The 14,733-nt window shown below is 58.9% G+C and carries 9 protein-coding genes; 1 reads left to right on the top strand and 8 read right to left on the bottom strand.

The features are described 5' to 3' along the window. Nucleotides 1-910: 910 nt before the first annotated feature. Genes CXY71_RS10835 through CXY71_RS10815 form a run of 5 tightly spaced genes read right to left on the bottom strand, consistent with a single transcriptional unit; the run spans nucleotide 911 to nucleotide 8,417 of the window. The gene (locus CXY71_RS10835) at nucleotides 911-2,179 is read right to left on the bottom strand and encodes a nucleotide sugar dehydrogenase (protein WP_104135619.1); all 1,269 of its coding nucleotides are present in this window, start codon (nucleotides 2,177-2,179) and stop codon (nucleotides 911-913) included. Next, the gene (locus tag CXY71_RS10830; RefSeq protein WP_233204596.1) at nucleotides 2,179-3,474 is read right to left on the bottom strand and encodes an O-antigen ligase; all 1,296 of its coding nucleotides are present in this window, start codon (nucleotides 3,472-3,474) and stop codon (nucleotides 2,179-2,181) included. The genes CXY71_RS10835 and CXY71_RS10830 overlap by 1 nt, the downstream gene beginning before the upstream one ends. A 16-nt stretch (nucleotides 3,475-3,490) precedes the next feature. After that, nucleotides 3,491-4,873: a glycosyltransferase family 4 protein gene (locus tag CXY71_RS10825; protein WP_158253055.1), complete on the bottom strand. Its 1,383-nt coding sequence runs from the start codon at nucleotides 4,871-4,873 to the stop codon at nucleotides 3,491-3,493. Next, entirely contained in the window at nucleotides 4,870-6,270 is a 1,401-nt protein-coding gene (locus CXY71_RS10820) for a glycosyltransferase (protein WP_104135617.1), read from the bottom strand. Before CXY71_RS10820 ends, CXY71_RS10825 begins: the two co-directional genes overlap by 4 nt. 44 nt (nucleotides 6,271-6,314) lie before the next feature. After that, nucleotides 6,315-8,417: an acyltransferase family protein gene (locus CXY71_RS10815; protein ID WP_146072803.1), complete on the bottom strand. Its 2,103-nt coding sequence runs from the start codon at nucleotides 8,415-8,417 to the stop codon at nucleotides 6,315-6,317. A 218-nt stretch (nucleotides 8,418-8,635) separates the two neighbouring features. On the opposite strand from CXY71_RS10815, the gene CXY71_RS10810 reads away from it, so the two are divergent. Beyond that, the gene (locus tag CXY71_RS10810) at nucleotides 8,636-10,837 is read left to right on the top strand and encodes a glycosyltransferase (RefSeq protein WP_104135615.1); all 2,202 of its coding nucleotides are present in this window, start codon (nucleotides 8,636-8,638) and stop codon (nucleotides 10,835-10,837) included. Nucleotides 10,838-10,919: 82 nt separating this feature from the next. Here CXY71_RS10810 and CXY71_RS10805 read toward each other — a convergent pair whose 3' ends face one another. Genes CXY71_RS10805 through CXY71_RS10795 form a run of 3 tightly spaced genes read right to left on the bottom strand, consistent with a single transcriptional unit; the run spans nucleotide 10,920 to nucleotide 14,639 of the window. After that, nucleotides 10,920-13,016 (bottom strand): hypothetical protein, encoded by a 2,097-nt coding sequence (locus CXY71_RS10805; protein WP_146072802.1) that lies wholly within the window; start codon nucleotides 13,014-13,016, stop codon nucleotides 10,920-10,922. A gap of 58 nt (nucleotides 13,017-13,074) precedes the next feature. Further along, on the bottom strand, nucleotides 13,075-13,806 hold the full coding sequence (locus CXY71_RS10800; protein ID WP_233204595.1) for an ABC transporter ATP-binding protein: 732 nt from the start codon (nucleotides 13,804-13,806) through the stop codon (nucleotides 13,075-13,077). After that, nucleotides 13,803-14,639, bottom strand: a complete 837-nt coding sequence (locus CXY71_RS10795; protein WP_104135613.1) for an ABC transporter permease — start codon at nucleotides 14,637-14,639, stop codon at nucleotides 13,803-13,805. The genes CXY71_RS10800 and CXY71_RS10795 overlap by 4 nt, the downstream gene beginning before the upstream one ends. Nucleotides 14,640-14,733: the final 94 nt, after the last annotated feature.

Here is a 14,733-nt window from a genome sequence, read left to right as displayed (position 1 = left end):
CATTATCAACATGATTATCGGGACCAGGAAGTGGACAGGCAGTATACCGCGACGCCAAGCGATTACGGCAGCAGAAATCGCAAGTGTGCCCGCGAGGAGGCGCAGCCGCATCGGCGGCAAGTATAGGTCGTCCCTAACACACGACAGAGAAGCTGCCCACATAGCTCCCAACCATAACAATGGGGGAAGGCTATGCGCGGCCAGTGCGATCACACCAGTGCCGTCGACTACATGGACTATTGCTAATGACGACGTTATCCAGAAAGGCAGAGATTCAAACGGAGTTCGTCCGAGTGCAATAAGCGCACACGCCTGAAAAGTAAGTAAAATCACAACCGTAACTACCGCCCCTGGATAGAACACCGTCTTCACGGCATGTTGCTTAGAACTCAAAAAAATTAGCGAAGAGATAACGGGCCAGAACAGGAAGGAGACAAGTGTTCTCGGCCACGACTTCGCGTCTCTAAGAAGAACAACCGCAATTTCGTAGGCCACAAACGCAAACCAAATTCCGGCCGGAACCAACAATAATTGACTAGCTAACGGACGAGTGCACATGAATCCAAGGGTCGCGATACCGGCGAGACTGAGGACGAGCGGGTGAAATAAGAAATTGTTCGAAATTGGTGTGAGGAAAATGTAGCTGGTCGCGACGATAAGCCATACAGCCAGAAGACCAGGCAGCAACTTAGGCCCCCTCGAGGGATAAATCATGCACTGGCCCGCTGACGACGGTGACCCGATTACCCAAGCGCAGGATCTTAGTCGTCGCATTATCTGCGCCTTTCCAGGATGAATTGCATGGCAAATTTAAACGTACAATGTGCCAAATTCCTCACGGAGGCACGAACTGCAACCTAGGCGAATTTCTTCAACTAGATCAGCCGGGGCGTCGCACGACAAAACTTTGCTATAGCCGTTCGACATGCTCTCCGGAGAGTTTGTTCTTGGTGTCGAGAATCCCCGTTGTGGTGTTGCGGAGCAGGTCGAAGTCGAAGTCGTCGTGATCGGTGACCATGAGAACAGCGTCGGCAGCATCGAGGGTGGCTGCGTCGAGCGAACCCTTTTCCACACCGGACGGCCAACGGTGCGCCTCGACGTGTTCGTCAATGCCAACAACGGTCGCGCCGTATTCGGTGAGAATCTCAATAAGGCGAAGCGACGGCGATTCGCGAATGTCGCCCGTGTTCTTCTTGTAGGACAAGCCCACGAGAACAATTCGCGAACCATTGACCGACTTGCCGAGCTTGTTAAGCATGAGCATGAGTCGTTGCACGACATAGTCGGGCATGTGGTCATTGATATCGTTGGCGAGTTCCACGAAGCGAAAGTTCTGTCCGAGTTTGCGCCGCACCTGCCACGACAGATAGCTCGGGTCGACCGGCAGGCAGTGACCGCCCACGCCGGGCCCTGGCGTGAACTTCATAAAGCCGAACGGCTTCGTGCTGGCAGCCTCGATCGACTCCCACACATTCACGCCCAACTGGTGTGCGTAGGTTGCAAGCTCGTTCACGAGCGCAATGTTGACGTGTCTGAAGGTATTCTCGAGCAGCTTGGTGAGCTCGGCTTCCTTCGGCGTGCTCACCGGGACGGTCTGATTGACCAGGCTGTCGTAAAAACCTTGAACCGCAACGAGGGACGCCGCGGTAATGCCGGAGACGACCTTGGGTGTCTCAACAAAGCCCCACGTCTTATTGCCCGGGTCAATGCGCTCGGGGCTGTATCCCACGTGAAAGTCAACACCGGCAACGAGCCCAGAACCCTTCTCGAGGATGGGAACCAGAAGCTCCTCCGTCGTGCCGGGGTACGTCGTCGACTCCAACACCACGACGGAACCCTTCTTGAGCAGCTGGGCGAGGGACGTCGCCGAGTCTTCAATGAAGGTGAGGTCGGGCAGGCTCTCGCGCAGAGGCGTCGGAACGGTGATGACTGCTACGTCGAATTGGGCCGCATCCGCATAGTCTGTTGTCGGCAGATACGCACCGGATTCGAGTGCCGCCGTGAGCTGCTCGGCGGTGATGTCATCAACGAACGAGACCCCGGCCTTGAGGCTGTCAACTCGTCGAGTGTCGACATCGACGCCAACCACCCGGTATCCCTGCTCAACGGCGCGCATTGCGACGGGGAGCCCTACGTATCCTTGGCCAACGACTACAACGGTTTGTGTGCGGTTTATCATTACTCTGAAGTTACCATTTCTTCTGCTTTATTAAGTCGCGGTGCGCGTTGGCGCTGCGACCAGCTGAGGAGAATCAGGCGTGAAGTTGGCTTCGCCGAGGCCCCCGACCAGTACTTCGCCGCGACGAAGGCCACCAGCATGAGGATGAACCACCCCTGTGGTGAGGTCTCACTGATATCCGTGAGGCCACGCCCAATGAGCATGACGCTGGCCAGGAGAATCCACAGGCTGCCATCGACTGCCGTTCGCCGATACATCCGGATGCCCCCCCACAACACGAAAACGTAGAGCGCGACTATCAGGATTAGGCCGGCTGCACCCAGCGTCACGAGCCAGTTCAACGCCTCATTGTGGGCGTGAAAAACGGTGACTCCTCCAAGCGCCTCAACGACGGCCGCGCTGTGCGGCGACCCCGTCGGCCACGACCGCGTCCAACCGAAGCCGATCATCGGGCTCTGTGGCACGACCGAAAGCACCGCATCCCAAATCTCGGACCGGCCATTGAGAGTGGGACCCTTGCCGAGAAATTCCAGAACGCGACCGAAGTTGGCGATGGCAGCCACACCGGCAACCGCGGCTCCAAAAGCCAGAACGGCCACGTAGATCCAGCTGCGCCGGAGCAGAACAACGGCAATCCAGACCAGGACGGCGAGCGTCATTGCGAAAATCGATGTCTTGGAATCACTCGCGACTACGCCAGCCGCCAGCGCCAGAACAATGGACGCCTTGACCAGAAGTCCGCCGCGGAAAACGAGACGTATGGCCATGGCTGCGGGTAGCGCCGCCAGAATGACATAGCCGAAACCATTGCGGGTGCCGTAGAAGCCCTGCACGGCGCCCGTGTGATAAAACGCTTGCTCGGGTGCGAGCACGAGGAGCACCAGAGACCCCCCGAGTGCGACCAGACCGCCCGACACAATCCCGACCAGAATTGTATTGAGGCGTGCAATCTGAACGACAAACGCTGCCGCCAGAGCGAGCACGACAAAGGTGAGGGCATCCCTCGCGGTCTCCCACGAGGCGAAGCTCCATGCCGCCGACACGCACATGAGCCCGAGCAACACCACGAGGACTGTCGGAACGACGACAACGCGAATAGCCGCTCGACTATGCACAAAAATCAACAGGACGGCAGCCAGGATCACGAGGGAAAGCTCAAGGAGTGAGTAGCGGCTATCGAAACCGACCGGCGGAAAGAGTAGGAAGAAGGCCAGCGCAATGACCAGCGCGAGCAGGGGCTGGGTCAGTCGCGAGTTCTGGGTTACCTCTGGCTCCGACGCGTGGATCAATCCCACAGCACGAGGTCGTCGCCTATTTACTGCGGGCACGTCGCACCAATCGTCGAGCCGTTCGTTTGAGGAGCCGAGCGGGCGCGAGCGCATAAGTGCCTAGCCGCCACGAGGCGGAGGTCAGCACAGCCGTGTTGCGGTCGTGGAGCGCGCGACCGGTCCCCTCCACCGCGGCCGGCAAGTCGAGCCACAGGTTGAGTGCATTCGGGAGTCGCGCCATCGGGCCCGCACCGCGAGCAACGAGTTGCTCAATTCGCGCGACAACGGCATCGAGCGGGTAGGCACTGGAGATTTCGGCGACCGATCGGCGAGCCGCCTCCCCTATCGCTGGGAGATCATTTCGATGGTCAACGGCGTATCGCAGCGCACGCACGAGATCATCGGGGCTCTCGGCATCGAAGAGCAGTCCGGTCATGCCGTCGCGCACCAGCTCGGCGCCTGCCCCGCCGCGCCCGGCAATGACCGGTTTGCCCAGGGCCATGTATTCGACGGTCACTCGACCGAATGCTTCGCTGGTCGATGCGGTGATTCCAACGTCTCCGCGCTCGATGTACCAAAACGGGTTGTCGGTCTCCCCGGTCAGAACGACCTGGCCGCCGAGGTTCAGATCCCGGATACGCTTCGTCACGTCGTCGGCGTCGCCTCCCTGATCGCCGCCAACGAGAATTGCCGCGATGCTCGTTCCCTCATCGCGCAGCTGGGCCAAGGCATTTAGGAGCCGCCATTGCCCCTTCGATGGTGCCAGCCGACCGACCATCACGACGGTGAGCTCGGCTCCGGCCTCGGGCAAAACCGGGTGCTGCGGTGCCTGGCTGGCCAGTTCTCGGGCGCGGTCCAGGTCGATAACCGGATAGGCGATCGCGCGCTTGTCTGCCGGCACCCACTGACCGATGTGCTCGTGAACCGCACGCGAGTTCGCGACGACCAGATCGGAGAGAATGCCAATATCTTCAAAAGTCGACCCGCGCGATATCTCGAACTGCAGGCCGTGGTCCAGATCACCAAACTCATGCACAAACCAAACGTGCGGAATGCCGAGGTAGCGCGCAGCGAGTGCTGCCCAGGGCGAAATGATCGTGTTGGTAATGACGACATCGGGGGCCGCTCGTCGCAACAGCTCAACGATCGCCAGAACCGCTTCGGAGTTTCGCCGTGCCGTATCGAGGATATCTGCGGGGTCCGTTCTCACGAGAGGCAGCACCCAGGCATCAAAATTCAGCGTGTGCGTGGGCACGCGGCGAGCCGCCAATTCTGGTTGCAGCAGTCCCGCCGGGCCGCGCGTCACGACCGTAAATTCCACCTCAGCATCGTCTGCGGTCCAGGCATCGATCACGTGCAGCAGAGACAGCTCGGCGCCGCCGAGATTTTCAATTGCCGAACTATGCGACAGGCAAAAGACCTTCATGCGCGCCATCCGTTTCGAATACTGCGAGGAACAACGCGTCGAACAATTCGACCGGCAGCTCGGCGGCCAACCCGCAGCGGTCGAGCCAGGGCATTGCCCACGGTCCAGGTGACCGAATCGTGCGGATCGACCAGCGCTCCGACATCGCCGAACATCTGTTGCGCCGTCGCGGGCAGGGTCATCCACGATACAACCAGGTGGGGCATCCGCTCGATGGGAGCAGACCCTGCTGCGATGCAGCCCTCGATCTGCCGCACAATCGCGGACAGGGTGTTGCGGTTCACGATCTCATCGACCCCGGCGAGTGCGGCCGCGCCGTGTGCGGCCAGCGACGCTGGGTCTCGATGATAGGTGAGCAGGGCTTCTACGAGGGCAGAATCGTCAGCGGGGTCGTAGAGAATACCCGTGCGGCCGTCAGCGACCAGCTCAGGGGTTGCTCCGACCCGCGCTGCGACTACGGGTTTTCCGGCCGCGAGGTACTCGACCGTGACACGTCCGAACCCTTCACTGACCGAAACGACAACGCCGATGTCGGCGGCGGCAATGTACGAAAAAGGATTAGCGGTCTCACCGGTCAGTACGATGCGGTCACCCACATCCAATTCATCAATCAGTCGACGGATGCTCGCCAGATCACGATCCCGCGCGCTCCCCACCAGGGCCGCTTCCACGCGAACGTTTTGCTTTTTGAGCTCGGCGATAGCGCGCACCAGCCGCGTCTGACCTTTAGAAGGCGCGATTCGCCCGACACACACCACCCGCAAGGTCTCCGGCAGGGTAGAGAAAGGATTCGACCACTCGGGCGGCGTATCTTTCACTCGGTGCGCAATATCGGAGAAGTCGAGCGCCGGATACAGTACGGCCATTTTATCGTCGGCAATCCAGCGCGACAGGTAGGTCTTCAACGCGGCCGAGTTCGTCACGACGAGGTCGGACAGCGCCCCCAGGTCTTCAAAGGTGTGGTCAACTCCGATCGCGAACTCGTGATCGTCGCCGTATTCGCTGGGAAACCAGACGTGGGGAACTCCCACCATTTTTGCCGCGAGCGCCGCCCACGGAGCCACAATGGTGTTGGTGGCAACGATATCCGGTCGAAATTCCTGAATCAACCGTACCAAGGCTTTCGTCGCCAGAAAATCGTGACGTGCGGTTCGATACACATCTTCCGGCGCAACGATCAGTTGCGGGAGTACCCAAGATCCAAATTCCAGATTCATCCAGGGCACGGCGCGACGTTCAAGTTCTGGCTGCAGCAGCCCTACCGGGCTGCGTGACACGACCATGATTTCTACCGAGGGATCATACGTCCTCCAGTTGTCGATCATCTGCAGCATCGAGAGTTCTGCACCGCCCAGATTTTCGACGGCGGAACTATGCGACAACAGGAGTACTCTCACCCCGTGAGCTTAGCCTGCACTACTTCCGCGTTTTCTTTGAGGGCTTAGCGGGTTTCGGCCAGTGCCGCCGCGATGACTTCTGCAAGCTTCGAACTGAGCTGCTCCGAATAAGTCGCCGTGAGATGCGCCGAATCACGGTACATTACAAAATTGCTGGTGATCATCGGGCAAACGTCTTCCGAACACAACAGCTGGGTCGGATCGAAATAGGACACGTGCTGTTCCATGGCGATGCTCTCATTAAGCTGCCGCAAATCCTGAGGGACAGCTTTTTCCGCTGGAGTGGAACACGCGCTGACATCGAGAATGTTCTCCGACAAGCATGTCGCTGGATCCCCGATGACCGTGGGAGTTTCTCCCATCAGGAGCACGGCGCTGCCTGTTGCCAGTTCCTGGACTGTTGCCGAAACGCCATCCGTCCATTTTTCGATGAATCCTACTTCAAGGCTCACTTTGCTGGTGCGGTATCCCTGCGCGTAATTTGCATAAACGACAAGATCCGGGTCGAGAGCGAGAATCGCACCCGGCGCATCCCTCTGCCAGGTTGCGCATTGAGGCCATTCTTCATTAGTCTCACCCAGGCTAACGTCGACCTCGGCGAGCGCGCAGCCATTCTTGCCAACGATAAATAGCTTCCAATTGTTATCCCGAGCTGCCTTATCAACGGCTGGCCACCACTGGCCGGCGTGGGAGTCCCCCGCGAGTATGATTCTCAACTTGCCGTCTGGGGCACCACCTTCGCAAACGGTGACCTCACCCGCGTAGCAACCATTCGTGAACACCTCCGCGAGGTCATTGGCGACCTCATCAAGAGGGGTCTGGAGGTTGGCAGGCACACCATCAGGCGTTGGCCCTGGCCCCTGAACAACAAAGGCAATCGGGCTTATTGCAGACGAAAGAGCGGTGTCCGGGGGCCCCGCGTCGGCAACGATTTCACCCGACGATTGGGCAATGAATGTAGTGGCAACAAACGGAATCAATGACGCGACCATGGTGACGGCGATCCCGACTGCGATCACCCGCAAGGAACGCGCGGCAGCCTTGATCCGACCAAGTTGCCGTTCAACAAGGTAGTAGCTTGCAATCGCCACGAGTATAGCAACCACGACCAGGCCGAGTAACTTCGTCCGCCCGGGCTCTCCTCCAAAATGCGCCGAACCAAGCACAAGTACCGGCCAGTGCCACAAATACAAGGAGTACGAAATATTGCCGATGAACTGAGCCGGTCGAAGGCTCAGGAGTCGATAGACGATGCCACTTTCGCCGGAGGATCCAGCCCACAGCACCAGCGCAGCACCGAGCGCGGGAACAGCCGCAGTCCATCCTGGAAAAGGAGTTGAATCAGTATAAAAGGTGGCCGACCCTGCAATCGCCAATATGCCGGCCCAGCTCGCGCCGGTACGAACGGCCCCGGAGAGTAACCATCGACGGTGGAAAACGATGTATGCGAGTGCACCCCCGATCGCGAGTTCCCATGCACGTGTACCCAGCGAGTAATACGCCCCTAGAGCTCCAGCATTTGTAAGCGCAATGGAGGTGCTGAGAGAACAGACGATGATTGCTAGGAGCACCCCCACGAAGAACGATCTGCGCCTCCTAGCTAGTATCAGCACGGCAGTGAGTACTAGCGGCCATAGAAGGTAATACTGCTCTTCAACCGCCAGCGACCAGAAATGGAGGAACGGCGAAGGGTCCGAGTTGTCGAAGTATCCCGTGGTCGCTTGGGCAAAGTGATAGTTCGCCAAGTAGACCGCAGTCCAGGCCATATCCTGCAAGATGCTCACGAGGTGAAGAGGGCCCAGAATAAAGGTCGCCGCCAACGCTGTTCCGACCATCGTGACCACCGCCGCCGGCAGCAACCGGCGAATGCGCCGAGCATAGAAGCTCGACAGCGAGATTCGACCTGTTCGTTCAATCTCTTTGAATAACAACAACGTAATGAGAAAGCCGGAAATGACGAAAAATACATCGACACCGATGAAACCCCCGCTGAGGGCGCGAGGGAAGTAGTGATAAATCACAACCAGACCCACAGCTAGGGCGCGTAGCCCCTGAATGTCACGTCGGCGCAGTGAGCCCGGGCTGCTTGGTACGATCACGGCTCGAAACGCGTGCAAAGCGACGCCAGAACCCATCACTTTACCCACACCATTTCCGCCCGAGTAGGCTTCACCCCGTCCGAGCGATTAAAAAGCCAAGCCCCTATATTAGGGCGCAACTCATCTCAACAGGTACCGCAACCGATACGTCTGCGCCTTGCTGCACCGCCCAGATTTTCGACGGCGGAACTATGCGACAACAGGAGTACTCTCACTTGGCAAGCTTAGCTTTCCGGCTTGGTTGATCCCGCCGGTAGGCTGAGTGGATGCCCGCTCCTCAGGAATTAGACACCACACCTGCTGCCCCGACACCGGGGTCTCCCGCGGAGAAGACCCTCAATCGCGTCACGATCCTGGTGCCGGTCTACGGTGACTGGGCATCCCTGCGCAACTGCATCGCAGCTCTCATCGAACACGCGCCTGCCGACAGCTACGACGTTCTGATCGTCAATGATTGCGGGCCCGACGCCGATGTGATTGAGGCTGGCCTGCTGGGCATGATTTTCGGGAATTCCAACTTTCGATACGAGCGCAATCCATCGAATCTCGGTTTCGTGCGCACCTGCAACCGTGCCGCGTTTGAACTTGACCGGACCGGCAACGACCTGCTGCTGCTCAACAGTGACACCCGCATCACGGCCGGCGCGCTGGATGAAATGCGCCTGGTGCTCAGCCTGTCTGAGCGCCACGCGGTCGTCTGCCCGCGAAGCAACGATGCCACTATCGCCACGATGCCCTTCTATCAGCGCGATCGATTTGCTGACCGCGATGAGGCTCGAACCGCACGCGTCTTTGACGCGGTGGCCCCCAGTCTCCCCCGCTTCTACATAACGCCGGTTGCCATCGGATTCTGTTTTCTGATTCGACGGTCGTTGGTGGCGAACAATGGCCTCTTTGATGAAGTTTTCGGCATGGGCTACAACGAGGAGAACGATTTCTGCCTGCGCCTGAACGCCCTGGGCTATTCCTCTCTCATCGCCAACCATGCGCTGGTCTACCACGTCGGCAGCACGAGTTTTGGTGCTGAACAACGGGCGACCCTCGAGGCGGAGAATTCTAAGATTTTGCACGCTCGATACCCGTTCTATCCTGCCGCCGTGAGCGACTTCGTCAACAACGGGTACTCCGGTCTAGATCGATTTGCCGACATCATTGCGCACCCGGACGACCCCGGAAAAAAAGTTCTGATCGATCTGCATCACCTCTCACTGGCCTTCGATGGATCCACGAAGAATGCCCTGAGTTTTCTGAAATTCGTTGCCGAAACAATCGACCCGGCGTCCGTCGCGGTGACAGTAGCCGCGCCCCAGGACGTCATCGAGTTCTTCGATCTGACCTCCTACACTTTACGGGTGATCCCCTACGGCGACATCGATGAGGTCTTCGACGTTGGCGTCGCCATAGCGCCGGTCACCTCTCTGGGACAGATAGCGACACTCAACCGGTTCTGCGCGAAGTGGGTTGTCTCCTACCTCGATATCATCGCCTTGCGTTCCTGGGGGCTGCGACTCATGGTGCCGTACAAGCCCGAAGTCGTACACGCGTCGCTCGCCTATGCCGACAGCGTCGTCGCCATCAGCGAGGCCACGCTCGACGACGCCCTAGACTTCTTTCCCGATCTCGACAACTTGCGTTCGCGCACCACCGTTGTGCACCAGGGCTCCGGCCTGTCCGCTCGCGTCACCGACGTGAGCGACTTCTCGACGCCACTCACGCCGGCCTGCACCGAGGTCATTGCTCAGGGCGACTACGTTCTCGTTGTCGGGAATGCCTTTCCGCACAAGCAGGTACGGTCCGCGCTCGTGGCACTGCGCAGCAGCTCGCTGCCGATCGTCGTTCTCGGGAGTCCCGATACGGCTCGGGACTTTCCACTGATGCACGCACTGCCGGGCGGAAGCCTCACCGACGCCGAGGTGGCTACCGTCTATTCGAGAGCACGTGTGGTGGTCTTCCCGTCGGCCTACGAAGGATTCGGCCTGCCGATTCCCGAGGCTGCGCAGCTCCAGAAACGCATCGTAGTTTTCGATACCGCGGTTGCTCGGGAGGTCACCTCAGCTCTGGGTCTCGAAGAGCATGTGAGCTTCTTCAGCCTCTTCTCCGAATTGCCCGATCGAGTTCGCGAAGCGTGCAACGCTGACCTGCTGGTCGAGCCGGGCCCGCCGGCAGCGCGCACCCTCGCCGACTACAACAAGGATTTCTGGGGCCAGGTGCTAGTAACGCTGAATGCCCCAATCGACCCGGATCACCTGAGTCGACGCTACGCAGCAATCCGAACCATGACCGTGGTCAGTGAAGAATTTCTCCGGCGCACGGCAGCCGACATGTATGAGCTCACCGAGATCAAGAACAGTCAGAAATACCGCCTGTCCCTGATGATCGCACGCATTCTCGGACCGCTCGGCCGTGTTGTCGGTCGCGGTCGAAATCCCGGGCCGACGCCGCAGATGCGCGACATCGAACGCACCTAGGCCAAGCAGAGAAATGCAGAATGCGGGCTGAGTTACTCAGCCCGCATTCTTGCCTACCCAATCAGGTATCGTTCGCCCGACCCTACCTCGTCGTGACCGTCGAGCAGCCGAGATCAACCGAAGCGCTACGGGTCGAGTTCAATCCGAACACGCACACGCGGTGTGATCCGGGTGCGAGGGCGATCAGGGAATCAAACCCGTGATTAGCACCGAGACCCGGAAACACGCCAGCCACGTCGGTGCGCGACACTGTCGCGGAAAAGCCCGAGCTGAATTGTCCGTCTGCGTAGACGTGCACGTCAGTGGATGCCGCGGTCGTCGGGTCGAGGGACCAGCCGCGAACCTGCGCGCCGCCGCTCACACCCTGCACGGAATCGAGGTGACCGCGCGGGGCCGATGACGCCACACTGATCGACCTGCAGCCCAAAGACGTTGACGACGAACCCGACGCGGTCAACGCGTAGGCACAGACTGAATGACGACCGGAACTCAGCGCGATCGACTGGTTGAAACCGTGCTGACTCCCCTGATTCGGGTATACCGACTGAACATCGGTGCGCGTTCCTGACGCCCGGAATCCCGAAGCGAAACGGCCATCAGCGTAGACGTGCACATCCGTTGACGCGGTGGTTGAAGTATCGAAGGCCCACCCCGCCAGGTTCGCGCCGGTCGGCGTTGCCGTGACGGAATCGAGATTGCCCCGCGCTACAGCAGCAGCCGGGCCGGCAACTGTGACGGAGCGGCACCCCAGGCTGGTGGATTGCGAACCCGCCACGTTGAGTGCGTAGGCACAGACCGAGTGCCTACCGGCATTCAATGTGATCGTTGACGAGAACCCGTGCTGGGACCCGAGGGCGGGATACATGCTGCCGACGTCGGAGCGAGTGTTGCCGGCCGCGAAGCCTGCCGAGAACGCTCCATCAACGTAAACGTGAACGCTGGTCGATGTCGCGGTCGTGGGGTCCAGCGCCCAACCACGCACGGCTACGCCTGTCGAGGTTGCCGTGGCGGAATCAAACCAACCGACCGGGGCGGTCGAGGGCACCGTAACGGTCTTGCACCCCAATGCGGTATTGCCGCCGGCGCCGTCGTTAATGGCGTGGAGGCAAATCTGACGGGAGCCGGGGTTGATGGCCAAGGTTTGGTTGAACCCGGTCAGGGGTCCCCGCGAGGGGTAAACGCCTTGAACGTCCGTTCGGGTACCGTTCGCTATCCATCCACCCACCATGGTCGAGCCGCTGTAGGCGTGGATGGCAATCGAGTCTTGAGTGTCAAAGTCGAACGCCCATCCTCGAACGTTCACCCGCCCCGCTGTGGCGCTGATGGCATCAAAGTTGCCGACCGGCGCGGCACTGGCCTGCGTTGAGCCAAACCAATTGTTGTAGTAGACCCAAAAGTTGCGGTTGCCGTACGAGGAACACGCATCGCCACTTCCGCCCAGGTTGTTGAGCGCAGCGGCATTCGGCTGATACGGCGTGTAGTAGTAAAGAGACGCCGTAGCCCTGTTCTCAATCAGAACGTTGGACGATCCGCAACCGGCGTTGGGGTGTAGCCGAACAGCGTTCTGCTGCCCCACTTTGATAGAGGTATGCGATCCCTCGGAGTTTCCGTACCAGGCGAGTTGGCGGGCTCCAGAGAATACCTGGATGAAGAATCCGTAATACGCGGAGTCGCACTGGGCAGTGTCCGGGCAACCTTGTCCTAACGCCTTGCGCAGAATGGCTGCTGTAGGCGCTTTGCTTGTGACCAGACCCTGTTCTTTTTGCAGAGTAACAAGAATTACTTTGGCGCTTATAGAACAGGCCTGCTGCACCTTGTAGATTAAGCGAGCGGCGGATTCGTTCGCAGCTCCTACATAAGTGGAGCAGGTTCCAAACGACAATGTCGTGGTCGGCGTATCCACGCGAAGTACGTTCAAACAGAGACTGTTGTTACACGAACCGATTTTGGCGTCCAAAAACGACTGGATACCCGCCTCAGACATGGCATTTTGGGTATAGAAATTGGCGTCACTGATGATGTTTCCGGGTCGGAAGTCCGAGCCGGACACCGCCTGTGCTGGCGGCGCGGCTGGCGCGGCGACGACTAGGAAGGAAGAAACCAAAGCAACGGCGAGCGCCCACACGAGCAGCGGTTTGGAACGAGCTTTTCTGGACGTTGGGGCTGTGCCGCTGATCATATGAAACCTTTGGGTCTTGTCATAAATGTCAGTGCGCTTGAGCGCAGCTGGTCGTTCTCTACTGGGCGACACCGCGATACTCAGCGACAACGCTTTCGGGATTCCCAACTGCTTGGAGCTCCCCATGGCTCAACCAGGCAAGTCGGTCACACATCGTCATCATTGTGCCTAGTGCGTGACTGACAATAATTACAGTCTTGCCGTCACGGCGGAATTCCACAAACTTATCCGCACATTTCTGCTGAAATGTTTCGTCGCCGACGGCGAGCACTTCGTCGACGAGGAGAATGTCGGGGTCAACGTGGATCGCCACCGAGAACCCCAGCCGAACATACATCCCCGAGGAGTAATTCTTGACCGGTTGATCGATGAATTCGCTCACGCCGGAGAAATCAACAATCGAGTCGAACTTCTTCACGATCTCCTGCTTGGACATCCCCAGAATTGAGCCGTTGAGAAAGATGTTCTCACGCCCCGAGAGTTCGGGATGAAATCCGGAACCCACCTCAAGGAGGGCGGCAACGCGCCCCTTCATGGCGATACTGCCCTTGTCGGGGTAGAGAATTTGTGCCATGCACTTGAGCAGTGTTGATTTGCCCGACCCGTTGTCCCCGACCAGCCCGAACGTTTCACCCGTGTTGATGTCGAAGGAGATGTCGTTCAACGCCCAGAAGTCTTCGTGAACAGACTTGCGGCCGCGCATGATCGCTGACTTCAACGACTGGTTGCGCTCCTTGTACAGACGGAATTTCTTCGAAACGTCGTCGATGTGCACTGCTACTTCGGTCACAGGATTTCAGCTAGCTTTCTCTCGTTACGGCGAAAAACCACCCAGCCCAAGGCGAATACAACTGCCGAGATGAGCACGCAGGCGACGGTATCGCCCAGAGCCGGCCACGTGTTGTCGTACAAAAGACTGCGAAATGCGCTCAGGAAGCGCTCCATCGGATTAAGCCGGTACAGGTCGACCAGCGAGAACACACCAAATAGACTCCCGAAACGATCGGACTGCACCTGAACCAACGAGATCGGGTAGATCACCGGGGTGAGGTACATGCCGAGCTGAAGAATGATGCCGACAAAATACTGCGTGTCGCGAAAATGAACATTAGCGATCGACAGCATGAGCGCAATGCCCACGGCAAACACTGCTAGCAAGAACATGAAGAAGATGACGACGGGAAGCCAGACAATGACGCCGTACGCGCCCGCAATGACGAGGGCAACGATGAGTACCATCATCTCGATCCCCCAGTTCACCGCCAGAGACGCCGCACTGGAGAAAATAAGCACGTTGCGGGGAAAATAGACCTTTTTAATGAGGCCTTCATTGGCAAGGAGCACACCCATGCCCTGCTGCACGACGTTCGAGAAGAAGATCCACGGCAACAGCCCGCACAACAGCCACAACGGGAAGGCATCAAGCCCGCTCGGTGAGCCAACAGGCGGCGCGATGCGAAAGATGAAAGCAAAAACAAAGGTGTAAACGAGCATGAGCGCCAGGGGATTGGCCAGTGACCAGAGCTGCCCCAGCACTGTGCGCTTGTATTTTCCTTTGAGCTCCCTCTGCGTGAGGTTGATAAACAGCTCACGTGACCGCTTGAACTCGCTTGATACAGCCACAGATCCATCCTGAACGACGTTTGGCCCGGCCGAGCGCAGGGTCCACTAAGGATACATTGCCCGGCCAGCGACTCTCGCACTACTGGCAGCCCTT

This window comes from Cryobacterium sp. Y62, from assembly GCF_002929785.1.
Taxonomy (GTDB): Bacteria; Actinomycetota; Actinomycetes; order Actinomycetales; family Microbacteriaceae; genus Cryobacterium.
The sequence above is the reverse complement of the archived record's forward strand: the minus strand, read 5'-3'. Positions and strand labels throughout refer to the sequence as shown.